At 40.8% G+C, this 23,860-nt stretch carries 18 protein-coding genes; 10 read left to right on the forward strand and 8 right to left on the reverse strand.

The annotated features are described in order from the left end of the window. Positions 1–148: 148 nt before the first annotated feature. Both AAEY98_RS02200 and AAEY98_RS02205 read left to right on the forward strand, forming a co-directional pair. Positions 149–991 carry an HDOD domain-containing protein gene (locus AAEY98_RS02200; RefSeq protein WP_101085693.1) on the forward strand — a complete coding sequence of 281 codons (843 nt, stop codon included), beginning with the start codon at positions 149–151 and terminating at the stop codon, positions 989–991. A gap of 124 nt (positions 992–1,115) precedes the next feature. Then, on the forward strand, positions 1,116–2,627 hold the full coding sequence (locus AAEY98_RS02205; RefSeq protein WP_350995943.1) for a putative bifunctional diguanylate cyclase/phosphodiesterase: 1,512 nt from the start codon (positions 1,116–1,118) through the stop codon (positions 2,625–2,627). A 38-nt stretch (positions 2,628–2,665) separates the two neighbouring features. On the opposite strand, the gene AAEY98_RS02210 is transcribed toward AAEY98_RS02205, so the two are convergent. The 8 genes from AAEY98_RS02210 to ettA all read right to left on the reverse strand — a co-directional run bounded on the left by AAEY98_RS02210 (position 2,666) and on the right by ettA (position 16,577). Further along, positions 2,666–3,100 (reverse strand): acyl-CoA thioesterase, encoded by a 435-nt coding sequence (locus tag AAEY98_RS02210; RefSeq protein WP_192114431.1) that lies wholly within the window; start codon positions 3,098–3,100, stop codon positions 2,666–2,668. Positions 3,101–3,140: 40 nt separating this feature from the next. After that, positions 3,141–3,953: a substrate-binding periplasmic protein gene (locus AAEY98_RS02215; RefSeq protein WP_351014744.1), complete on the reverse strand. Its 813-nt coding sequence runs from the start codon at positions 3,951–3,953 to the stop codon at positions 3,141–3,143. A gap of 341 nt (positions 3,954–4,294) precedes the next feature. Continuing rightward, on the reverse strand, positions 4,295–8,125 hold the full coding sequence (locus tag AAEY98_RS02220) for an EAL domain-containing protein (RefSeq protein WP_350995947.1): 3,831 nt from the start codon (positions 8,123–8,125) through the stop codon (positions 4,295–4,297). A gap of 310 nt (positions 8,126–8,435) precedes the next feature. After that, entirely contained in the window at positions 8,436–8,909 is a 474-nt protein-coding gene (locus tag AAEY98_RS02225) for a LabA-like NYN domain-containing protein (protein ID WP_123777149.1), read from the reverse strand. Positions 8,910–8,926: 17 nt separating this feature from the next. Further along, complete coding sequence (locus AAEY98_RS02230) at positions 8,927–12,031, reverse strand: multidrug efflux RND transporter permease subunit (protein WP_351014746.1); 3,105 nt, start codon at positions 12,029–12,031, stop codon at positions 8,927–8,929. Beyond that, complete coding sequence (locus tag AAEY98_RS02235; RefSeq protein WP_351014784.1) at positions 12,031–13,068, reverse strand: efflux RND transporter periplasmic adaptor subunit; 1,038 nt, start codon at positions 13,066–13,068, stop codon at positions 12,031–12,033. Before AAEY98_RS02235 ends, AAEY98_RS02230 begins: the two co-directional genes overlap by 1 nt. 323 nt (positions 13,069–13,391) lie before the next feature. After that, positions 13,392–14,624, reverse strand: a complete 1,233-nt coding sequence (locus AAEY98_RS02240; RefSeq protein ID WP_351014747.1) for a hypothetical protein — start codon at positions 14,622–14,624, stop codon at positions 13,392–13,394. Between the two features lie 285 nt (positions 14,625–14,909). Next, the gene (ettA, locus tag AAEY98_RS02245; protein ID WP_011636506.1) at positions 14,910–16,577 is read right to left on the reverse strand and encodes an energy-dependent translational throttle protein EttA; all 1,668 of its coding nucleotides are present in this window, start codon (positions 16,575–16,577) and stop codon (positions 14,910–14,912) included. A gap of 261 nt (positions 16,578–16,838) precedes the next feature. On the opposite strand from ettA, the gene glyA reads away from it, so the two are divergent. The 8 genes from glyA to thiL all read left to right on the forward strand — a co-directional run bounded on the left by glyA (position 16,839) and on the right by thiL (position 23,858). Continuing rightward, positions 16,839–18,092 (forward strand): serine hydroxymethyltransferase, encoded by a 1,254-nt coding sequence (gene glyA / locus AAEY98_RS02250; protein WP_351014749.1) that lies wholly within the window; start codon positions 16,839–16,841, stop codon positions 18,090–18,092. A 114-nt stretch (positions 18,093–18,206) separates the two neighbouring features. Continuing rightward, a complete protein-coding gene (gene nrdR / locus AAEY98_RS02255; protein WP_011636508.1) occupies positions 18,207–18,656 on the forward strand; it encodes a transcriptional regulator NrdR in 450 nt (149 codons plus the stop codon). A gap of 64 nt (positions 18,657–18,720) precedes the next feature. Continuing rightward, positions 18,721–19,866: a bifunctional diaminohydroxyphosphoribosylaminopyrimidine deaminase/5-amino-6-(5-phosphoribosylamino)uracil reductase RibD gene (gene ribD / locus AAEY98_RS02260; protein WP_101085671.1), complete on the forward strand. Its 1,146-nt coding sequence runs from the start codon at positions 18,721–18,723 to the stop codon at positions 19,864–19,866. A gap of 63 nt (positions 19,867–19,929) precedes the next feature. Next, positions 19,930–20,589 (forward strand): riboflavin synthase, encoded by a 660-nt coding sequence (locus AAEY98_RS02265; RefSeq protein ID WP_101085669.1) that lies wholly within the window; start codon positions 19,930–19,932, stop codon positions 20,587–20,589. A gap of 103 nt (positions 20,590–20,692) precedes the next feature. Continuing rightward, positions 20,693–21,796, forward strand: coding sequence for a bifunctional 3,4-dihydroxy-2-butanone-4-phosphate synthase/GTP cyclohydrolase II (ribBA, locus tag AAEY98_RS02270; protein ID WP_101085667.1), 1,104 nt, complete (start codon positions 20,693–20,695; stop codon positions 21,794–21,796). A 123-nt stretch (positions 21,797–21,919) separates the two neighbouring features. After that, positions 21,920–22,396, forward strand: coding sequence for a 6,7-dimethyl-8-ribityllumazine synthase (ribH, locus tag AAEY98_RS02275; RefSeq protein ID WP_011636512.1), 477 nt, complete (start codon positions 21,920–21,922; stop codon positions 22,394–22,396). A 13-nt stretch (positions 22,397–22,409) separates the two neighbouring features. Next, positions 22,410–22,814, forward strand: coding sequence for a transcription antitermination factor NusB (gene nusB / locus AAEY98_RS02280; protein WP_101085664.1), 405 nt, complete (start codon positions 22,410–22,412; stop codon positions 22,812–22,814). Positions 22,815–22,901: 87 nt separating this feature from the next. After that, positions 22,902–23,858: a thiamine-phosphate kinase gene (thiL, locus tag AAEY98_RS02285; protein WP_101085660.1), complete on the forward strand. Its 957-nt coding sequence runs from the start codon at positions 22,902–22,904 to the stop codon at positions 23,856–23,858. The last annotated feature ends 2 nt before the right edge of the window (positions 23,859–23,860 follow it).

Genomic DNA, 23,860 nt, shown 5'->3' on the forward strand with positions numbered 1-23,860 from the left:
GTATTTTTATTGTATCGAAGGAATTTATAACTGTTAAATCAGCACAGAAAGATATAAATAATTGAGTTGTCGTCAGTTGAGTAATCGCAAACGTTATCGGTTTGGGTATATAATCCAGCATTAGAGACTATTTATTTATGGAGAACCCATGTCTACGGAACATCAACTCTTGGTTGGACTATTAAAAAAGCTCAAAGATGATGCTTTAGTTTTACCAACATTACCTGAAGTGGCCATGCGTGTTCAAGAAGTGGTATCTCGTCAAGATTCGAGCCTTAAACAAGTAGCAGATATTATTGGACAAGATGCGGCTATTTCAGCCCGTATTATTAAAGTGGCAAACAGCGCTTTATATTCTCGTGGTAATAAAGCAGAAAGCATCAATGCCGCAGTTAATCGTATTGGTTTAGTGCAAATTAAATCTATTACCACGTCAGTTGCCATGGAACAGCTCTTTATCTCAACCAACGAAATGGTGTGGGAGGTGATGGATGAGGTATGGAAAACCTCTATTGAAGTGACGGCTTCATCTTGTGCGATGCTTGAAATGTATAACAAACGTCATCCCACTAAAAAACTAGACCGTGATACGCTTACCCTTGCGGGATTGGTACATAATATTGGTGCATTACCAGTATTAACCGAAGCAGAAGTTCACCCAGAATTGTTTAGCCGAATTGATGACTTACGAAGTCTCGTACGTAAAATGCAGGGGCCGATTGGTCGTGCGGTATTAAAAACGTGGGACTTTGCCCCAGAAGTTATGGAAGTGGTGGAGCGTTGGGCTGATCTTCATTATATGCCTGAAAAAGTGACTTATCTCGACTTTATTCGTTCTGCGGCATTTTATACTGGTGAACTTAGAGCCGGTGAAGAGTTAGAAGAAAGGTTAGGTGTCTTTGTCCTACGAGGTTTACCTGTAACACCAGAAGATCTTGCTAGTGATGAGTTTATTGATATGTACCATTCAATTAAGCAAAGTTACGAATAATGCTATGTTAAGTGAGTTTCACGGGTATTAATCAATGAGCTAACATTAAATGATTAATATCTAAGTGAGATGTTTTTGATGTTTAAATAACCGATGGCTAAAACTGTAACATGATGAATACTTAATGAATTATTTGCTAATAACAGTGTTATTTATGATTGTGATTATGCTGTGCACCATTGCATTTCTCCATTGGCGTCAGCATCGTTTTATTAAACAATTAACTCACTCGTTAGAATTACAATTACTCAATCAAGATTCATTTAACATAGATTCTCCTGCCAAATCGTTAAAACCGCTCATTAATGTCCTCCATCATTTACATCAATCAAGCTTATTTAGCACCGAACGAGATAAGTTAACCGGATTAGCTAATCGTGTTGGCTTTAAACGTAAAATGTTGTCAAAAATGCCTATTTCAGAAGGTATGTTAGTGCTGGTGGATATTCGACAATTTCGTTTTGTGAATGATTTATTTGGTTTTTTATTTGGTGACAAATTGCTGAAAGCTTTTGCCAAGCGGATAGATAACCTGAACTGTAAAGCACAGTTCATCGCACGTATGAACGGTAATGAATTTTTGTTGTTTTTCCAGCAACCGTTGACTGTCGAACAGTTGCAAACGATAAAAAATGATTTACAAAGTCCATTTGAAATAGAACAACAGCCAATCAGTATCAAAATGCAGCTCGGAGTATTGTCGCTCAATGAGCATCATGCCGATGTCAGTTTGATGCTGCGCCGTTTAGATTTAGCACTGAAGAAAGCCAAAGCATTAAAACAGCCGATTGCTTTTTACGATCAAGATGATGATAAAGCACAATACCGAGAATTGTTGATTATTAATGGCTTGCCTAAAGGGTTAAAGCAAGGTCAATTATTTATGGTATTTCAACCAAAGCTAGACATAAAAAGCGGCCGATGTAAGCAGGTTGAAGCGTTAATTCGTTGGCAACATGAAGGCCTAGGATTAATTTCTCCCAATGAATTTATTCCATTAGCGGAACAGACCGGAATGATCGATATTCTGAGTAGTTGGGTGTTAGATAACGTATTGGCTCAACAAGCCAAATGGCGAAATATGGGGGTTTACGTTAATGTAGCCATTAATTTGTCATCTACTGATTTAGATAATCCAAACCTTGCTGCCGATGTCGCCACCAAACTATCCCAGTATCTGGTTCCTGCCGAAACCATTACCATTGAAATTACTGAAAGTGTGTTAATGAAATCGCTCGAGCAAACGATTGTTACCTTAAATCAATTACGTGATATTGGAGTTAAACTTGCGATTGACGATTTTGGTACTGGTCATTCTTCTTTAGCTTATTTGCGTCATTTGCCCGTTGATGAAGTGAAAATTGATAAAGCCTTTTTAGATGAATTTGAAACATCTCAAGCGGCGAAACAAATTGTTAAGACCAGTATCGAGCTGGCTAAAAATTTAGGTTTTGAAGTGACGGTTGAAGGGGTTGAATCTAAGTCTGTTTTAGATGCATTACATCTTTTTGGAGTAGACACTATTCAAGGTGATTACTTTGCTAAACCATTTACTGCCAGTGAGTTTGAACATCTTTATCCGCAACTTAATTATCAAAAAATTAATAATCCACACTTTAGTGATCCTAAAAGTTAATTTCTTCAACGTTAAATGTCGTTGTGTCTGATGGTTAATTACTTAAATCCTGCTGATAAATAAGCGATTAATTCTACAGGCATAGGTGAAAGTTGACGCTTCTGGTTCATGCAGACCATTTCAATTGTAGCGGTTACTGCAGGTTTTTTAGCATTAGGCCGCCATATTTGTTGTTTCCATACGGTACGATATTTACTTTCAAAATAAAATTGTGTGCGCACATCAATAATATCTGCAAACTCAACCCCATCGTGACATAACATATCGCTGCGATAAACGGCAAAACCCAATTGTTGTTGCTGCCAAAGTTGGCTGAGTACATCTGCGCCGATGACATGTTCACGCGCACGCTCGAAATATTTTAAGAAGTTAGGATGGTATACCACACCAGAAAAGTCGGTGTCCTCATAATAAATTTGTACAGAAAAAGAGTGAACTGGGCTGTACTTGTGCTCTACAGAGGGGTGACTCATTACACTATGACCTTATATTATTGATATTGTGGTTATGTCGTTAATCATTTGAAGGCAGAAGCAGCTGTTGGTACTTACCTTGTCTTTGCAACGTTAGCAGCCCTTTGTCGAGTAATTGGCTAATGTGCTCTGCTTGAGGGTTAAGTTTAGAAAATGCGACGAAAATTTTACTGGTATGATTATTAAACTTAGCTTTTATATTACGGCTAACACCCATCTGTTCGATGTAAACATCAGCAACAAGGTCATACATAATGGCGGTATCAATTCTGCCTACTAATAATAAATTGATTAATTGGCGCTGGCTATTTACCGTGATGACGTGTAATTGCAGCTGTTCAACAAGCGTCGTAAATTCGTCGCCGTACTCATAACCACTCACAATACCAATCGTGCTTTTTATTGGGATCTGCCATTTATTATCCGCAATGGTAGGGTGTTCTTTGGCAAAGAAAAAAGAAGCTGTTACTGTAAACAAAGGTTCATTACCGAATATAAATCGGTTAATAGTGCTTTGCTCTTTTGTCACATTAAAAACGCCATCAACCGAACCTCGCTCGGTCATAATCAAACCACGAGTATAGGGTACGACAATAGTAGAAACGTCAACATCAACTTGCTTAAAAGCCTGTCTAATAAGGTTATGGGAAATACCATTACCCACTTCATCGGCAAAAGGAGGCCAACTATCTTCTGCAGCTAAAGTGATTTTTAGTGGTTCTGCCACAGCGATGGTCGAGTTAAATGTATATAGAACTCCCACTGATATGAATATCAATGGGATGAATAAACGAACTCGTTTGGGCATGGGAATGTAATCAAAAATTAGTTTTTTGTAACGTATTAACGACATATAATCCTTTATAGAAGTGTCCTGCTACGGCCCAGCAAGAATAACACTTTTGCAAATAAAGTGATATTCCCAATCATGTGAGCCCTCTCATTATTGATTTAAATAATAACAATGTAATGCGATATGAATAAGCATTTTACAGGTAATTATCTGCCTTGAAATGAATGTGTCTTCGCATCAATAACGAGAGTTTAAGGCACCTTATTAGGGTTAGTTTAGAATACAGATTGATAGGTGACAGCATCGTTAGTGAAGGTTATGTGTGTTTGCAGACGTCGCAGTAAGTCGTTAACAGTTTGGGTGCTGCTTATGCATGAATCGCTAATAAGTTGCCGCTCTCATTATTCGTTTTCAACTTCAACATATTCACATAAGGTTAACTTGTTATGTAGAAGACATACTTCTAATTGAGTGACATCAAGAGCATGACTGAATAAAAAACCTTGAACTATTTTACAATTATACTGTTTCAATTTAAGCAGTTGAGCATGAGTTTCGACGCCTTCTGCAATGACATCTAATTTCAGCTCATTACCTAAGGTAATGATGTTTCGTAATACTATATTGCTGGTTTCTTCAGGCAAAATACTGCTTAAAAACCCCTTATCAATTTTTAAAGTATCAATGGGGAACTGGGTCAAATAGTTTAATGACGAATAACCTTTGCCAAAATCATCTAGGGCAATACGTACGCGTAATTGTTTGAGTGCTAATAGAACGTCTTGTGCTGTTTTTAAATCTTTAATGAGTAATGACTCGGTTATTTCAAGTTCAAGATGATGAGCCGGGAAGGCGGTTCGTTCTAAAATGGCAGCAATGTCATCAACAATAGTCGGTTGTGATAATTGTACCGGTGAAATATTAACCGAAATATTACCTCTCAGTATCCCTTGTTGAAGCCAGCGATATCCTTGCTGACAGGCTTGTTCAAGTACCCATAATCCAATATCGATAATTAAGCCACTGTCTTCAGCTTGATCAATAAAGCGGCTAGGAGAAATCATCCCGTGTTGAGGGTGATTCCAACGAAGTAACGCCTCTAAACCGACAATCTCATGTGTATCAACGCAACATTTTGGCTGGTAATGCACTTCAAGTTGCGCATCTGACATGGCATTATTTAGCTGATCTTTAATCAATAATCTTTCTAATAGTGCCGTGGATAATGTTTCGTTAAAAAAGTAACTTCCGTTTCGCCCATTCTGTTTAGCTGCATACATGGCGGTATCAGCATGTTTTAATAATGTTTTGGCATCTTTACCATCTTCCGGGAAGCATGCCACACCAATACTGGCAGAACTGTTTAGCCAATATTGATTAATTTGATAGCCTTTGTTGAGCGTTTGACGAACTCGCTCAATGATATTAACTAAATCTCGGTTCACGTCGGCCGCAACTTGCTCGTATGGAATGATTAAGGCAAATTCATCTCCGCCGAGTCGAGCCAATACATCTTGTTGGCTTAAACAATGCTGAAGCCGTTTACCAACTTGGATAATGAGCTCATCGCCTACGTCATGGCCCATAGAATCGTTAACTTCTTTAAAGTGATCTAAATCGATAAACACCACAGCGGCGGTGTTGTATGGATTAGACATAAGTAATGACAGTTGTTGATTAAAATGAAACCGGTTTGCCAATCCCGTTAAGCTGTCAAAGTTAGCCCGGCGACTGAGCTCTCTCATTTGTTTGATTCGAGATAACGCAAACAAAATCATAATCAATATAATCATGGTGCCCGAAGCAATTAATGCGTAATACCACCAGGCTTTTTTAATGTTAAATGCAAATTCTGCCTGTTGGTTGCTCCATATACCGTCGCTATTGGTGCTTTGTACTTTAAACACATAATCACCAGCGGCTAAATTAGTGTACATCGCCCGAGGTAGTAATGTGGTCAGCCAATCCTGATCGAACCCGGCTAACATATATCGATATTGATTCCGTTCAGGGGCGGTATAGTCTAATGATGCAAATGAAAACTGGATCATGTTGTTGTCGTAATCAAGTATCGGCTTCGGGGGAGGGTTATGGCTGTTAATATTAATATACGATTTATTGGCTATTTTTGCCGAAGTGATATGCACCGGAGGCGCAAAATCATTTTGGCTAATAGTGTCGATATCTATCTGTATCACCCCTTTATTAGTACCTAATAGTAACTGGTGTTGATAAATGGCTATTGCGGCTTCATTAAAGGTTAAGTTGTCGGTGTTAATCACGCTGGGATAAACACTTATTTTAGCGGTTTTGGGGGTATATTTGATTAACGTATGCTGGCTCGTTAGCCATAAATTACCTTGGTCATCACCAATGACGGCTTTTAAACGGTTATCTGGTAGGCCTTGCTGACGTGTAATGTATTCAATGGTAAATCCCTGAGGTACATTTGATGTTGGAATTATTTTTGCTAACCCGAGACCTTGGGTTGCTGCCCATATAATGCCTTGTTTATCTTGGTAAATACCGCCTATTCGGATGTTCTCTCTTTCATTACCTAAGCTTAAGTGTGAGGTGATATCCGTTTTAGGATCGATAATGAAAATACCATTGGTGGTGGCTAACCATAACTCACCTTGGGTAGCGATTAAACTGTCGAAGGTGAAATTCCCACCTGAAGTATAAAGATTATCCGCATCGTTAAAATAATGTTTTATTAAACCTTTTTGCGGGTTAAATAGCATTACGCCAGCGTCTAAATAGCCAGTGATCCACACATTGCCTTCTTGGTCTGGGTCAACAGTATAGAAATCAGTATTAGGAAAGCCATAGGGATTATTCACTTTATTACTAAAGTGTTGCACAGTGTCAGAACGTTGATCATAAAAACTCAGGCCTTCAGCGTCAGAAAACCACAGATTATTATCTTTGTCTGTTGTTACGTTCCAAATATTGTTTATTAATGATGGAGTGGTTTTATCTTTTAAAGGTCCTAATTCAACCGTTTTATTATCGATGTTTATCTTATCGATACCCTTATTTGTTGCTACCCAGGCATCACCTGATTGCGTTAAGGCTATTGCGTAAACATTGCCTCCTGATAGCTCTGATTGGCTGGCAAGGGGTTTATACAGTCGACTTGATTTTTTCAATGGCGTGTAAAAGGCCGCACCTTGGTTAGTCGCAAACCAAATGATTCCTGAATGGTCGATAAATACATCATCAACATCATTGGTCGGTAATGATTGTTGATTAAACGTTTGTGAGGTTAACCAGTCAAAATGTTCGGATGCGACAGTTAAATTTGCCGCACCTTTATCGGTACTAATCCAGATATGTTGATCATCTTCAATCGCTATGCTGGAGATGTAGTTACTGGGAATTTGTCCAACCTTTGGTTGTTTTGGACTAAAAAAATGCTGGAATGTGTTGTCGTTAGGCATAAATTTAATTAAGCCAAAATGTTGGCTACCAAACCAAAGTTGACCATGATTATCTATTTGACTCGTCAGAATGTAATCATTAAATAAATCTGCCGTAGTAACGGCTGAACCTGTAGTGGATATTGCTTGTGCTTTATCTGATTGATATAGCTGCATTGTTGTACTGTTGGGTTCTAATAATGCGAGACCATGGTCGGTCCCTACCCAAATACGGTGTTGAGTGTCTTCTACTATGCTGTAAATAGATGTTTCTACAGGAGTATCTTGTTGGTTTAAATATAATGGAACCGAGATAAAATCGGTTCCATGCTCTGTTTTATATTGTAACCCACTGCCAGTACCTATCCATAGCTGACGTTTTGAATCCAAGTATAAACGCATTATCCAATTGGTGTTTTGAGCGAAAGGCTGTTGTGAAGTGGGGTAGGTGTTAAGTTCATCATCGACGGTGAGTTGATTAAGACCGTCTTCAGTAGCAAACCAGATATTGCCTTGGGCGTCTTCGATAATATCTGTCACAAAGTTATTCGATATATGTCTTTTGGATCCCGGTGAAAACTGAAAGTTTATAAACTCTTGGCCATCATAGCGGCTCACACCAGCATCGGTTGCAAACCATAAAAATCCATTTTTTTGCTGATAGATAGAGGTGATCATGGTTGACGGTAAACCGTCAGCAATATTGAGCCTATCTATTTGAAACTGTTCTGCGTTTGTGGCTGAAATAAAGGCAACTGAAAGAAGTAAGCATAACAGCGAGCATAACCATCTTTGGAAAAAGAACACCATCAGAGACCTTATTATTATTTTTATAAAAAACTGATTTTGATACCTATAATAACAGGATGATATATTGTAAATACAGTCACTATTTTACACAACAAAATAATAACATTGTTTGTGAATTTGGGATCTACTCATCTTCCTCTCATCAAATTTAAACCGTATTGATGAGAAGAAACTTGTGTAAATGAAGGCTGAATGGCTGAGGAATAAATCAAACTAATTTCTGTTGGTATCTATCTTAGCGATATTTTTGTCGTATGTGTTAGCTTTGTCGCTTGTGCTTAAAGTGGGTGATTATTGTCATTGTTTGTATTTAAATAAGAAGCGAGGCATCGATTGCGGTGAAGTGCTGGGCTTGATCGGTTAATGATTTTGCAGTGAGGCGCTCAACACTTAATACATGGGTGTAGCATGTGGTCGTTTGATTGATTTTTTTGAGTAATAAATCGAAATCACCATCACCAGACAGTAAAATAACCTCATCTACCGTGGGCGCTATCTCTAGCATGTCGATGGTAATCCCAACATCCCAATCTCCCTTGGCGGAACCATCACTGCGCTGGATATAAGGTTTGGTTTTAACCGTAAAACCAATATGTTTTAGTGCATCTTGAAATTTAACCTGACCGTCATCGGCTGGTGCTATAGCGTAAGCTATTGCGTGGCTAATAGTGCCCTGTGCCGACAAATGTTTGTATAAAGCTCGGTAATTGAATGAACGGCCAAAACCTTGCTTACAGGTGTAATAAATATTTTGCACATCTACAAATACGGCAAGCGTTGTCATTATTACACCTGTGAAGATTAAGGCTGTTGCGCTTTTTGAGCAGCAATGGCGTCATTAAGTTGTGCTTCAACAAACCCTGGAGAGTGGGTTGACGAAGAAATAAGTCGGTACATTGCGGGGATAACCAATAGGGTGACAACCGTCGCAAATGCCATGCCGAAGAATATCACAGTTCCAACAGCAATGCGGCTTTCACTCCCCGCGCCGGTTGATACGATTAATGGAATGGCACCAATAAGCGTGGTAAAGGCTGTCATTAAAATGGGTCTTAAGCGACGAGCTGATGCGTCAATAATAGCGTTGTCGAGCGATAAGCCTCTGTCACGGAGTTGGTTAGCAAACTCAACGATTAAAATACCATTTTTAGTTACCATACCAATTAACATGATCATGCCAATTTGGCTATAGATATTCATCCCTTGATGCATTAGAACTAAACCAATAAAACCACCAAAAATACCCATTGGAACAGTAAACATCACCACTGCAGGATTGATAAAACTTTCAAATTGAGCCGCTAATACCAGATAAGCAATCAGCAGTGCTAAAGCAAATACAATGAGCACCCCAGCTTGGTTTTCTTTAAAGTCTTTTGACTCACCCGTGTAGGCAATTGAAATATCGTTTGGCAGTAAAGTGATTGCGCGTTGTTCTAAAAAGTCGAGGGCTTCGCCTAGGGTATAACCTTCGCCTAAATTTGCTTTGATGGTGATCGATTTCTGCTTGTTGGTATGGCTTAATCGCTGTGGTGAAGCTACTTCTTCAACTTTGGTGACAGTATCAAGGGTGATAAGCTCGCCTTTGCTGCTTCTAAAGTAAATCTTACTGAGGTCTGTGACGCTGTTAAAGCTGTTTTCATCACCGCGAAGGTACACATCATATTCTTCGCCACGTTCAACAAAGGTTGTTTCACTGCGGCCGCCCAACATGATTTCTAAGGTTGTCGCTATTTCTGAAACGCTAATGCCTAACTCTGCAGCTCGTTGCTTGTCTACCGTCACAACAAGTTCTGGTGTGGTCTCTGCGTAATCTAAATCAGCCCCGTCCAGCATAGGGCTTGCATCGGCTTCTTGTTGCAGTACTTGAGCCCATTTAAATAACTCAGCATAGTCAGAGCCGCCCAGTACAAATTGAACCGGTTCACTTGATTGGCCTCTAAATCCTGGCAACATTGGCCGTACCATGACATCTGGAATGTCTTTTAACGTTTGGCTGATTAACGCTAACGCTTGTTTAATATCGGTATCACGATCTTGCCAGTCTTCTAACTGGATAATCGCAAATCCGGTTTGATCTCCCGCTCGACCGCCAAATGCTGGCGCTTCAACGCTAAATGATTTCACTACTCCTTGACCCAATAGTGGCATTAATCGGTTTTCAACGATGTCCATATTGGCAACCATGCGATTATAACTGGTGCCTTCGGCGCCTTTAATAAACGCAAATAATACCCCGCGGTCTTCTTGTGGTGAGAGTTGAGAAGGGACTTGTTGCAAGAGTAAATAGCTACCACCGATGCAGGCGATAATAATGAATGGTGCTGCCATGCGCCAGTGCAATGCCCATTTGACCATACTACGATACCGTTGCTCTAAACGATTAAAGCCATTATCGATCGCAATGTTAAAACGATTTTTCTTCACATTGGCTTTTAATAGTTTACTGCTCATCACTGGGGTAAGGGTAAGGGCGATAAGGGATGAAAACAGCACCGACATTGCCAGCATCACGGAGAACTCAGTAAACAATAACCCGACCATGCCATCCATAAATGAAATAGGTAAAAATACCATCACCAGTACTAGGGTAGTTGATATCACAGCAAAACCGACTTCGCGAGTCCCTTTATAGGCCGCAAGTATCGGTTTTTCACCTTGTTCAATATGGTGGAAGATATTCTCAACCACAACGATGGCGTCATCAACCACTAGACCAATGGCTAGAATAAGCGCCATTAGGGTTAATAAGTTAATGGAATAACCTAAGCTGTATGCCGCCATAAATGCGGCAATTAATGATACTGGTACTGTGACTGCAGGAATGAGTGTTGCCCGTACTTGACCGATAAAAATGTACAGCACAAGAATAACCAATACCCCAGTAATGAATAGGGTGTTGTAAACCTCATTAATCGAGCGCGCAATAAACACATTGGCATCATAATCGACAACCAACTGCGTTCCTTTTGGCAGAAAACTCTGCACTTTGTCGACTTCTTGTTGTACTTGCAATGATATATCTAATGGGTTGGCATCAGATTGCGGCACTATGCCTAGGCTTAGGTTAACGATGCCGTTACTTTTAAAGGTCGAGTTTTCATTTTCTGCCCCAATGAACACGCTAGCGACATCTTTAAGATAAATAGGTGTGCCATCGTCAGCAGTGTGGACAACTAAATAGTTGAAGTCTTCTGGGCTGTAATATAGCCGTTTTGTTCTGACTGACATGACGGTGGTGTCGTTACGGACTTCGCCACCGGGTGTTTCAAGATTTTCGGTATTTAACGCACTAATAATGTCGTTGGTAGTTACATTTCTACCGGCCATTAATTGCGGTTTTAGTTGTACATACATGACTTTGTATAAGCCACCAGAAATATTGACTGAGCTCACCCCAGTAATTAAGCTAAATCTGTCCTCTAATACCCGCTGGGCGTAATCAGTGAGTTGAGTACGATCCATATTTTCAGAGCTTAAGTTGACGTAAATCGACGGCTCACCAGTACCATTATCTTTAGATACAATCGGATCATCAGCTTCATCGGGTAAGCGACGTTGTGCTTTGGCAACGGCATCTCGTACGTCACTGACGCCTTCGGTTAAGTCCCAACCTAGTTCAAACTCGATTGAAATACGTGACATGCCATTTCGAGTGGTTGAGGTGATTTCATCAATACCGCTGATGCCAGTTAATTCATCTTCAAGGCTCTTAGTGATTTTACTTTCCATAATAGTGGCAGATGCACCGCTATAAGTGGTCATGACGGTCACTACCGGATTTTGTACGTCGGGCATTTCTCTAACCGACAGTTTAGAGAACGACACTAAGCCAAAAACACACAGTAATAAACTTAATACAATCGCAACTACAGGGCGCTTTACCGCCGTATCACTTAGCCACATTATTTTTGCTCCTGTTTAACAGGGCTTGTTTGAGCTTGCTTAGCTAAGTCTTTTACTTTGACACCATCACGCATATTTACCAGCCCTTGAACGACGATGTGGTCGCCGATGTTTATGCCAGATTCCAGTAACACTTGGTCGTCAATTCTGGCGCCTAACATCACTTCGGTGCGTGTGGCGATATTGTCCTGGTTGATTACGTAGACATAACGTTTGGTACCAGAATATTCAAGTGCTTGTACCGGAACAATAGGGGAAGACACGCTTGGAAATACCAGTGTCGCTGACATCATCATACCGGGCTTTAATTGACCCTTTTGATTATCAAACTGACTACGAATATTGAGATTGAGTGTTTGTGAATTGACGCGTGGATCAATAGCGATAATCTTGCCAGTAAAAATGGTTTTATTCCATGCTCTGCTGGAAGCGTTTACCGACATTCCTGTACTTAACAAAGAGAGATAATGCTCCGGCACTTGTAAATCGAGCTGTAACACGGATAAATCATCAAGTGATAATAGTGACTCATTGATACTGACCATCTTGCCGCGGCTAAAGTTAACCAAACCAGTGTTTCCGGAAAATGGCGCGGCTAGAGTATGGTAATCCAGATCGGTTTTAGCTGATTCAAGGCGAGCGAAAGCAATATCAACACTGGACTTTTGCGCTTCTATTTCTGTTTGAGTGATGGCATTAACGTGAATCAACTTGTTAAACTCATTAAGCTTACGCACTTCATCTTGATAATAGGCTTGCGCTTCGGTCACGCTGGCTTTTGCTTTGCGGTTATCAAGTGTCAGTAGTGCTTGGCCTTTATTGACGTATTGATTAGATGTGACGGCTATGCTGTCTATTTTTCCTGCGACTTGTGGCGCTATCATTACCGAGTGAGTTGCCGCCAGTTTTCCTATTAAGGTAATTGATTGCGAAAGCTCATGTTGTTCAACGGTGGCGGTGATGACAGGAACCACTTTTTCAGCGCGAGGAGGTGTGGGCGCGGCAACACCATTGGAAATAAACCCAACATATCCCATCATCAATACGGTAGTCGAAAAAAGACATTGGCTAAGTTTTTTGATCATTTAAGTACACATCTCTATAAGCAATAATTGATGATGTCGTTACAAGACGACATTGGCTAACGACTAGCCCGTGATTGATGCAAGCTTATTGTAATTATATTTGCTTAATTCAGCGTAAAGTAATGTAAATCTTTTAATTTTCTTTGTAACAAGGCGCATATCAATAGTGGGTTTTGATGATGCTATAGCAACAAAAAAGCCATATCCGAAGATATGGCTTTGATTTATGTCAGCCAGGCTGAACAAATAGTTATGTTAAAACACTGGTTGAAACATTACTTCTCGATAGGCTCGTTAGTAAATTCAATGTTTTGCTTTTTATTGACAGGTGTAACACCCATAAAGTATTCATAACCTTTATCGGATGATTTCTTTTTGGCATCATCATCACTTAACTTAATACTGGTTTGGTCTGAAAACAAGGTGTATTTAGCCTTAGTTTTTTGGACTACAGGCTGCGGTTTAGCTGATGGTTTAAGAATGCCTTTTGGGACTTCTGCTGTCACTGCTTTAGCTTGGTTGCTGGCTTTATTAGACGAAGCAACATTGGCAAATTTATAATTAAATACACCATTGCCTTCAACATTTTCGACGCTTGATTTATCTTGATTTTGGTAAGACGCTAAAATGCCGTGTTTCCCTAAAGGGATCTCGTGAAAAAGTTTTTTACCCGTGCCTACTTTGGTGCCATTGATATACCAATCTGCTGGTACGTTACTGATTAAGGTAACCATCGCCGACTTAAGGCCTAATTCTTCATTTAACATTGAGTCAATTTTATCGTTATAAGAAGGCTTAAAGTTCATTGCCACTTTATAATGCAAATCGCCTCTCATATTCATATTGGCGTCGATAACTTCATATGACAATAAAACACTTTTGTCATTTAAAAACGGCGACTCATTACGAGTATTGGATAAAATGCTGCTTTTAGACTCTTTCAAACAATCTGCGATAGTTTGATATTTTGAACACTCAGTCGAACCATTAATATTGACTGGCAGTGTGCTGCTTGATTTAGATAAATCTGCAATTAAACGATTAGTAATATCAGTTTTGAGTTTAAATAGTTGCTGGCTTTTAGCGGCACGTTTTTTATTTATCGCCTCATATTCAGTTAATATTTCAACCTTTTCAGTTTCAAGGCGTTTACTGTCGTCTTCTGCCTTTTGGGTTAATTCATCGACTAAATTGACAGACTCTTCAATTTGTTTATAGGTTTCTGGAAGCCCTGTTTTAGCCCGAATAACCTTAGGTAATTCTGTAATAAGCTCATCGTAGCGCTGCTGTTCTGAAACAATTGTTTTTTTCAGACCTTCAACGTCATAGGCTTTTTTATTAAGCTGTGAGAATTTGTCATTAACAGTGATTAGCAGAGAATCGATATCGTATTGATTTTCAATTTTATTGAGAGTCTGCTTTTCTGATGTGGTAATGACTTCGAGTGCCGCAAATGAGTTGCTTGCGTATAAGCACAATAAAGCAAGGCTAATTGAACCGTATCTCACTGATATCTCCATTAAATTTCTCTACAAGCTGGAACCATCGACACTCTGTATTGCGCTGAGTGTAATCAGCAAAGAGTAAAATAATCCGTTAATAATTTATAATACTGAAGTTATTTTGGCTTTACAAACAGATTGTGGTGCATTGCTCACAATAAATTGACAAATTTTTGACACTTGTCGAGATTTCGATCGTTAGTTTTGTAATAATCTTTTAAATAATGGCTAATATAATAAAGCAGAGCGCTGAGGCTCTGCTTTATTATTCAACACTTTATTGCAGACGAATTATTTATTTAAACGCTTGTATTTTAATCGATGCGGTTCTACTACATCGGTGCCTAAGGTGGCTTTTAACCAAGTTGAGTACTCAGTATAGTTACCTTCATAGAAGCTCACTTTACCTTCATCACGGTAATCCAAAATATGGGTCGCAATACGGTCAAGGAACCAACGGTCATGGGAAATAACCATTGCACAACCAGGGAACTCTAATAACGCTTCCTCTAACGCTCGTAAAGTTTCAACGTCCAAGTCGTTGGTGGGTTCGTCGAGTAATAATACGTTGCCACCGGCTTGTAATAATTTAGCTAAGTGAACTCGGTTGCGCTCACCACCCGATAATGAACCAATTATTTTCTGCTGATCGCCACCACGGAAGTTAAAGCGGCCTACGTAAGCACGGCTAGAAATTTCAGTGTTGTTGATGCGCATAATATCTTGGCCGCCTGAAATTTCTTGCCACACGGTGTTTTTGTCATTCATCGAATCACGGAACTGATCAACCGACGCAATTTGAACCGAATCACCGACAGAAATAGAGCCACTGTCTGGTTGTTCCTCGCCTGAGATCATTTTGAATAAGGTTGACTTACCCGCACCGTTAGCACCAATAATGCCGACGATAGCGCCCTTAGGAACCGTGAATGTCAAATCATCAATCAGTACGCGGTCACCATATGACTTGGTTAAATTAGTCACTTCAATGACTTTGTCGCCTAAACGAGGCCCTGGTGGAATAAACAGTTCATTGGTCTCGTTACGCTTTTGGTAATCGTTGGTGTTCAATTCTTCAAAGCGAGCCATACGGGCTTTACCTTTTGATTGACGACCTTTAGCACCTTGGCGTACCCACTCTAATTCTTTAGCAATGGTTTTTTGGCGGGCGCTTTCTGTGGACGATTCTTGGGACAAGCGCGCATCTTTTTGTTCAAGCCAAGATGAATAGTTACCTTCCCATGGAATACCTTCACCGCGGTCGAGTTCTAAAATCCAGCCAGCAGCATTATCTAAGAAGTAACGATCGTGGGTAATCGCCACCACGGTGCCGTTATATTCTTGTAAAAAGTGTTCTAACCATGCCACGGACTCGGCATCCAAATGGTTGGTTGGTTCGTCGAGTAATAGCATTTCTGGTTTTTCAAGCAATAAACGACAAATGGCCACTCGGCGTCGTTCACCACCAGAGAGTACGGCAATTTTCTCATCCCAATCGGGCAGACGTAATGCGTTAGCTGCACGTTCAAGAATATGATCAAGATTATGCGCATCTTGAGATTGGATGATGGCTTCTAATTCGCCTTGCTCTTTTGCAAGTGCGTCGAAGTCTGCATCGGGCTCAGCATAAGCAGAATAGACCTCGTCTAAGCGTATTAGTGCATTTTTAGCTTCGCTTAGGGCTTCTTCGACGGCTTCGCGCACAGTTTGTTGTTCGTTTAAGCGCGGCTCCTGCGGTAAGTAGCCAATTTTTAACCCAGGCATTGGGCGTGCTTCACCTTCAATTTCGGTATCTATTCCCGCCATGATGCGCAGCAATGTTGATTTACCTGAACCGTTTAACCCGAGCACACCAATCTTAGCGCCAGGAAAGAAGCTTAATGAAATGTCTTTTAATATTTGCTTTTTGGGTGGGACAATTTTACCCACACGAAGCATGCTATATACAAATTGAGCCATAATTATACTGTCTAATTGTCAACAAAGATGGTGATAATTCTACTGTATTATGTGCTGAACTCAACAGGCAATTGTGTGATTTTATCTAGCGTGCTTTTTAGACTCAATTCGCTAAACAATCTACTAGCTTGGTGTTATCAACATGAATCGTTTTGTATTCAGAACACAGTGAATTTCATGTTGTTTGTACTGTAAATCATTATCGTTGCAGAGTAGAATACCGCGCAACCCTACTATATAGATAATGATGTTGGAGCTACCATGTTGAAGAAAGCGATGAATATTGCGGATTATGATCCAGAATTATTTAAAGCCATTGAAGATGAAACTTGTCGTCAAGAAGAACACATTGAATTGATTGCATCTGAAAACTATACCAGTCCACGTGTGATGGAAGCGCAAGGTTCTCAGTTAACTAACAAGTATGCTGAAGGTTATCCAGGCAAGCGTTATTATGGTGGGTGCGAATACGTTGATGTTGTTGAAACATTGGCTATTGAACGCGCAAAAGAATTATTTGGTGCAACTTATGCCAACGTACAGCCTCATTCAGGCTCACAAGCAAACAGCGCAGTGTTTATGGCGTTGTTACAACCGGGTGATACTGTTTTAGGGATGAACCTTGCTCATGGTGGTCATTTGACCCATGGTTCACCAGTGAATTTTTCAGGCAAGCTTTACAACATCATTCCTTACGGTATCGATGAAGCTGGCAAAATTGATTATGACGAAATGGAACGTTTAGCCATTGAGCACAAGCCTAAGATGATGATCGGCGGTTTTTCGGCATTTTCAGGCATAGTCGATTGGGCTAAAATGCGTGAGATTGCTGATAAAGTTGGTGCTTATTTGCTTGTTGATATGGCTCACGTTGCAGGCTTAGTGGCTGCAGATGTTTATCCAACCCCTGTCCCACATGCACATGTGGTTACCTCAACAACTCATAAAACATTAGCGGGTCCACGTGGCGGGATTATTATTTCTGCTGCCGATGATGAAGTGTTGTATAAAAAGTTGAACTCAGCGGTATTCCCTGGTGGCCAAGGTGGCCCTTTAATGCATGTAATCGCAGGTAAAGCGGTTGCATTTAAAGAGGCATTAGAGCCAGAGTTTAAAGTATATCAACAGCAAGTGGTTAAAAACGCTAAAGCTATGGTTGAAGTATTTTTAGCTCGCGGTTACAAAATTGTTTCTGGCGGTACAGAAAACCATTTAATGTTGGTTGATTTAATTGGTCGTGATTTAACTGGTAAAGAAGCAGATGCTGCATTGGGCAATGCCAACATTACCGTCAACAAAAACTCAGTACCTGATGATCCACGTTCACCGTTTGTCACCTCTGGTGTTCGTATTGGAACGCCAGCAATTACTCGTCGTGGTTTTAAAGAAGCAGAAGCGAAAGAATTGACCGGTTGGATTTGTGACATTCTTGATGATGCATCTAACGCCGAAGTGGCTGAACGAGTCAAAGGTCTAGTGTTGGCATTATGTGCCCGATTCCCTGTATACGGTTAATCGTCACTTGATGCCTGTTGAAAAGGTTTAGGTTAACCTTGCTCAACAAATAGGATAAACTTTAATGGCCGCTAATTGTTAGCGGCCATTTTGTTTTTTTCTGCAGGAGGTTCAATGCATTGCCCTTTTTGTAGCGCGACCGATACCAAAGTTATAGATTCTCGATTAGTGGCTGATGGTCACCAAGTACGTCGCCGCCGGGAATGTACCGAATGTCATGAACGTTTCACCACGTTTGAAGGCGCAGAATTAGTCATGCCTAGAGTCATCAAACGTGACGGCACTCGACAACCATTCGATGAAGAAAAATTGCGTGGCGGCATGCTACGTGCGGTCGAAAAACGCCCGGTCTCAATTGATGAAATTGAACAAGCATTGACTAAAATCAAATCAACACTGCGCGCGACAGGTGAGCGTGAGGTGAATTCTGAAATGATTGGTAATCTGATGATGGAACAGTTGATGAGCCTTGATAAAGTGGCATATATCCGCTTTGCATCGGTTTATCGCGCATTTGAAGATGTATCCCAATTTGGTGAAGCCATTGCTAAATTGCAAAAGTAATGCTGCTTAATAATATCTGTTTTAATGGTTTTAATGGCATTTAAGCAATAAGAGATTATCTCCCATGTCTAACTGGTCCACCTTTGACACCCAAATGATGAGCCGTGCCATCGCGCTTGCCGAGAAAGGCCGTTATACCACTCGGCCAAATCCTTGTGTCGGTTGTGTCATTGTTTATCAGAATAAGATTATTGGTGAGGGTTATCATCAACGTGCTGGCCAAGGGCATGCCGAAGTTAATGCGCTGAAAATGGTGCATGATAATGGCTTGTCTGCTGAAGGTGCCACGGCGTATGTCACTCTTGAACCTTGCAGTCATTATGGCCGCACACCACCTTGTGCTTTAGGCTTAATTAATGCCAAAGTTGCCAGAGTTGTGGTATCGGTGACCGATGCAAATCCACAAGTGTCTGGTCGCGGTATAACCCTGTTACGTGAGGCTGGTATTAACGTTGATGTTGGATTGCTCAGCGAACAAGCCTATGACCTTAATCTGGGTTTTATGAAGCGGATGAAAACAGGACTTCCTTGGATAACGGTAAAGATAGCAGCCAGTTTAGATGGTAAGACGGCTCTGTCTAATGGCGTGTCGAAGTGGATTACTGGCAGTGCAGCAAGAGCTGATGTGCAAAAATACCGCGCTAGCCATTGTGCGCTAATCACTGGTGTTGAAACCATTCTTGTCGATGACCCAAGCCTTAATGTGCGCTATGAGGCGTTAGGTGAGTTAACCACTCGCCATACAAAAGATGAAATCTTCCAACCTCTAAGGGTTGTGCTCGACAGTCGCGCAAGATTAACAGCAACACAACAATTATTTTCAATTCAAAGTCCTATTTTACTGGTTTCTGGCTGTAATTATCCCGAAAGTACCAAAGCTGCATTTCCAGATCACGTATCATTTCTTCAGTTAACGTGTGACTCGTCAGGCAGAATCCCATTGTTAGCTTTGCTAACATATTTAGGTCAGCATACTAATTCTGTTTTAGTTGAAGCCGGTGCTACCTTAGCCGGAGCATTTGTCGCCCAAGGGCTCGTTGATGATATTGTGCTTTACCAGGCGCCTAAACTATTAGGTAGCCACGGACGTAATATGTTGCAGTTACCTAATTACAGTACAATGGAACAAACGCCGGCACTGCAATTAATTGATGAACGCAACGTTGGACAAGATAAGCGTTATATCCTCAGATATAATCAACCCTATTAATGTGCGTGTTGTTCAGTCCAAAACCTGAACAACAGCAAAGTTTAACTGAAAAAAGTGAGTATTATGTTTACAGGAATAATCGAAGCCCTTGGCACATTACGTAAAATTGATCGCAAAGGTAACGATATCCGCTTAACAGTTGCCAGCGGTAAGCTGGATTTAACGGATGTAAAGCTAGGTGACAGTATAGCAACCAATGGCGTGTGTTTGACCGTTGTTGAGCGTTTAGGTGATGGTTACGTTGCTGATATATCAGCTGAAACCGTTGACTTAACTGGCTTTAGTCGTTATCAGGTCGGTCAAAAGGTTAATCTTGAGAAAGCGGTTACGGCAACCACTCGATTAGGTGGACACATGGTAAGTGGACACGTCGACGGCATTGCCAAAGTTGAGCAATGCGCTTACAGAGGTAAATCACTAGAGTTTTGGTTATCAGTACCGGCCCAATTAAGTCGCTATATTGCTCACAAAGGCTCGATCACCATCGATGGTGTAAGCCTGACTGTTAATGAAGTTGATGGTGCTCGTTTTAGATTAACGATTGTACCTCACACTGCAGGTGAAACCACGCTGGTGGATTTAAAAGTAGGTGATAGTGTCAATATCGAGGTCGATTTAATCGCGCGTTATTTAGAACGTTTAATGCAACCGGAAACTAACCATGTGCAGCCTTCATCGGGCGTGACCATGGAGTTACTCGCTAAATCAGGTTTTTTACGTTAATCGCGACAGTAAAATACCATTTGTACCCTATACATAATATGCAATACCAATAGATTTAATGCCTAAGGTTTAAATCAAACACTTACTAAATAAAGGTCTGACAATGGCGCTACATAGCATAGAAGAAATCATTGAAGATATTCGTCAAGGTAAGATGGTTATCTTGATGGATGATGAAGACAGAGAGAATGAAGGTGATTTGATCATGGCCGCTGATAAAGTGACGCCAGCAGCAATCAATTTCATGGCAACCTATGGCCGTGGATTAATTTGCCAAACAATGACCAAAGAGCGTTGTCAGCAGCTTAATTTGCCTTTAATGGTTACCAATAATAATGCCCAGTTCTCGACTAATTTTACCGTATCAATTGAAGCGGCGACCGGAGTCACAACAGGTATTTCTGCTCATGACCGTGCAGTGACCGTACAAGCTGCCGTTGCCAAAGACGCCAAAGCCTCTGATTTAGTGCAACCTGGACATATTTTTCCGTTGATGGCACAAGAGGGCGGAGTATTAACCCGCGCTGGCCACACTGAAGCGGGTTGCGATTTAGCGCGCTTAGCTGGCTGTGAACCTTCAGGCGTCATTGTTGAGATTTTAAACGAAGATGGCACCATGGCGCGCTGTCCAGACTTAGAAATATTCAGTGAAAAACATGGGATTAAAATCGGTACTATTGCCGATTTAATCGAATACCGTAACACTAATGAAACTACCGTTGTACGTGAAGCTCAGTGTAAATTACCCACTCGTTTTGGTGAATTTACTATGGTGACGTTTAGAGACACTATCGATAATCAATTACACTACGCCCTGGTTAAAGATGAAGTAAAACCGAATTGTTTGGTGCGTGTGCATTTGCAAAACACCTTTAATGATTTGCTGCATTCTGAACGTGATCAAAAGCGCAGTTGGCCATTAGAAAAAGCCATGGAGCGGATTGCTTCCGAAGGTGGCGTTTTAGTACTACTGGGTAATGATGAACATACAAGTAATTTATTGGCCAAAGTAAAAGCCTTTGAAGCTGAAGATAATGGTCAATCTCCTGCGCCAGCAATGTGGCAAGGAACATCTCGTCGTGTTGGCGTAGGCTCACAAATTCTGTCGAGTTTAGGTGTCAGCACTATGCGTTTACTCAGTTCGCCAAAACGTTATCATTCACTGTCTGGTTTTGGTTTAGAAGTGACTGATTATATAGCTGAATAATTTTGGCTTATGGTAAATTTAACAAATTCATTAATTGCATAGCGCTCAGGGCTTTTGGCTGTGATATCATAACGCCTCTTTTTGCCCCGAGCCGGGTGCTTTAGCTAATTTAGGTAAGATAGAATGAACGTAGTTCAAGGTAATATCGAAGCGAAAAATGCCAAAGTGGCGATCGTAATATCGCGATTCAATAGCTTTTTAGTTGAAAGTCTGCTTGATGGTGCAATAGACACATTAAAGCGTTTCGGCCAGGTCAGTGACGACAACATTACTGTTGTTCGCGTACCTGGTGCAGTTGAATTACCGCTTGCAGCAAAACGTGTTGCAGCAAGTGGAAAGTTTGACGGTATCATTGCATTAGGTGCTGTCATTCGTGGCGGTACACCTCATTTTGAATTTGTTGCTGGTGAATGTAACAAAGGTCTTGCACAAGTTGCATTAGAGTATGATCTTCCTGTTTCATTCGGTGTATTAACTACTGATACCATTGAGCAAGCTATTGAGCGCTCGGGTACTAAAGCAGGCAACAAAGGTGGCGAAGCAGCCCTTAGTTTGCTTGAAATGGTTAATGTACTGCAACAACTAGAACAACAGCTGTAATAGTAGGAAAAGTATGAAACCTTCAGAGCGCCGTAAGGCCCGCCGTTTAGCCGTTCAAGCCATTTATTCATGGCAGTTAAGTAAAAACAAAGTTGCTGACGTAGAACATGAGTTTTTAACTGAACAGAACACTGACGGTGTTGATGTCGCTTATTTTCGTGAGTTGTTAACTGGTGTAGCATCAAAAACATCGCAAATTGATGAGCTGTTAAAGCCGCATCTTGATCGTAATTTTGAAGAAGTGTCACCAGTAGAAAAAGCCATTGTGCGTCTGGCAACTTATGAGTTGACCTTCCGTAAAGATGTGCCGTTTAAAGTGGCGATTAACGAAGGTATCGAGTTAGCGAAAGCGTTTGGTGCTGAAGATAGTCACAAATTTGTCAACGGCTTGCTTGATAAGTTAGTGAAGCATAAGTAACACCAGAACGGTATCTTCGGATACCGTTTTCATTTGTTATTAATTGTTTCAAAATTGAGGTGGACGGTTTACCGTACCAGACTGAATGTGAAAGAATTCCAACTCATTGAACATTACTTCCGCAATAAAGGCCTAAAAAGGCGCGATGTAGAGTTAAGCATCGGCGATGACTGTGCGTTAGTGAATCCTGCAGACAATAAATCGATAGCGATTTCTTGTGATACCCTCGTTGAAAATGTCCACTTTTTAGCAAGCATTCCTGCTCATGCTTTAGGTTATAAATCGTTAGCGGTTAACCTTTCTGACCTCGCCGCCATGGGAGCAGAACCAGCCTGGTTTACCTTAGCACTGACGCTCCCCAATGTTGACCAGCCTTGGTTAGCACATTTTAGTGAAGGCCTGTTCGAGATTGCAGAATATTATGGTATTGCCTTAATTGGTGGTGATACTACCCGTGGACCTCGCAGTATCAGTATTACGATTAATGGCCAAGTTCCTAAAGGTACTGCATTAACTCGTGATGGTGCAAAAATTGGTGATTGGGTCTATGTCACCGGTACTTTAGGTGACTCAGCTTTAGGTCTTGATATCCTCAGAGGCGTTAAAACGGTTAACACTGAAGATAAAGAATATCTGATTAATCGTCATTATTATCCAACGCCTCGTGTTTTAGCTGGCCAAGCTCTGCGTACACTTGCCACCAGTGCTATCGATTTATCTGATGGCTTAATGTCTGATATTGGACATATATTAACGGCATCGAAAGTGGGCGCCATCATCGATGTGAATCTAATTCCGTTATCAAACTCAATTAAAGCCAATCTTAGTCATGAAGATGCATTAAGCTATGCACTCACGGGTGGTGAAGACTACGAGTTATTGTTTACGGTTCCAGAATCACAACGCGGCGCAATTGATACCGCGTTAATTCATGCTGGTGTCAAATTTGTAAAAATTGGTCAAATCTGTGCAGGTGATAAATTAAAACTAGTCGAAAATGGGTTGGAATTTAACCCGATTTCACGTGGCTTTGTGCATTTTTAATT

Source organism: Shewanella sp. AC91-MNA-CIBAN-0169, assembly GCF_040310165.1.
In the GTDB taxonomy this organism is placed as follows: domain Bacteria; phylum Pseudomonadota; class Gammaproteobacteria; order Enterobacterales; family Shewanellaceae; genus Shewanella.